This is a genomic window from Methylobacterium sp. WL116 (assembly GCF_008039455.1).
Lineage (GTDB): Bacteria > Pseudomonadota > Alphaproteobacteria > Rhizobiales > Beijerinckiaceae > Methylobacterium.
The window spans coordinates 1-1,154 of record NZ_VRUV01000882.1 but is presented as its reverse complement, the minus strand read 5'-3'; the positions used below and the strand labels follow the sequence as shown (position 1 = coordinate 1,154).

Annotated in this window: 1 pseudogene; it reads right to left on the bottom strand. The window is 67.2% G+C overall.

The window, feature by feature from the left end:
• Positions 1–1,082: pseudogene (locus FV223_RS28150) on the bottom strand (IS630 family transposase).
• Positions 1,083–1,154: the final 72 nt, after the last annotated feature.

The following is a 1,154-nucleotide window of genomic DNA, read 5'->3' as shown; positions in this document are numbered from 1 at the left end:
CTAGTGGTACGAGTCTAACACTTGGTGCCCGCGCTTTGCGGCCTGGATGATGCGATCCGGGTCGGCGGTCCAGACGAAGGGCTTCGGATTGCCGTTGCTCTCGGCGATGAAGCGTTTGATGGCGGCCTGTACCTCGATCAGCGATCCGAACACGCCGCGTCGGAGCCGGCGTTTTGCGAGCTTGGCAAAGAAGCCCTCGACGGCATTGAGCCACGAGGCTGAAGTCGGGGTGAAGTGGAAGGTGAAGCCGCGGGTGGCGGTCGAGCCAGGCACGGACCTTCGGGTGCTTGTGGACGGCATAGTTGTCCAGGATCGCGTGGACGATCTTGCCCGCCGGAACCGCCGCCTCGACCGCATCTCGGCAAGCGGATGAACTCCTGATGCCGGTGGCGCTGCATGCAGCGGCCGATCACCTTGCCCTCCAGCACGTCCAGGGCGGCAAACAGGGTCGTCGTGCCGCGGCGCTTGTCATCGTGGGTGCGCGTCGTCGGCTGGCCCGGCTTCATCGGCAACGGCTCCTGCGTGCGGGCGAGCGCCTGGATCTGGCTCTTCTCGTCGACCGAGAGCACGACGGCGTGGGCCGGCGGGTCGACGTAGAGCCCGACGACGTCGCGCAGTTTGGCGGCGAAGGCCGGGTCGGTGGAGAGCTTGAACTGCCGGACTCGATGCGGCTGTAGGCCGTGCCCCCACCAGATCCGCTGCACCGACGAGACACTGATGGCCGCGGCCTTGCTCATGGCGGCGGCCGTCCAATGCGTGGTCTCGCCGGGTGGTTCTCCTTGCGTCAGAGCCACCACGCGCGCCGCCACCTCCGGCCCCAGCGGCGGGATGCGCGCCGGTCGCGTTTTGTCCCGAAGGAGCCCATCGGCGCCCTCCTGCGCGAAGCGGTCCTGCCAGCGCCAGACCACCGTCTTGGACACGCCCGCCTCACGCATGATCGCATGCGTCCCCAGCCCATCGGCGCTCAGCAGTACGATACGGGCGCGCCAGACGTGCTTCTGCGACGTGTTTCGATCCGCGACGAGTGCTTCGAGCCGAAGGCGATCCGAGGTGGAGAGCGTGAAAGAGATGCCACTGCGCATCCCGCCAGACTCGCAGGATGGGGCGCAAACCGAAACCCCACACGGACTCAACCGTCAGGGCTCAACCACTAG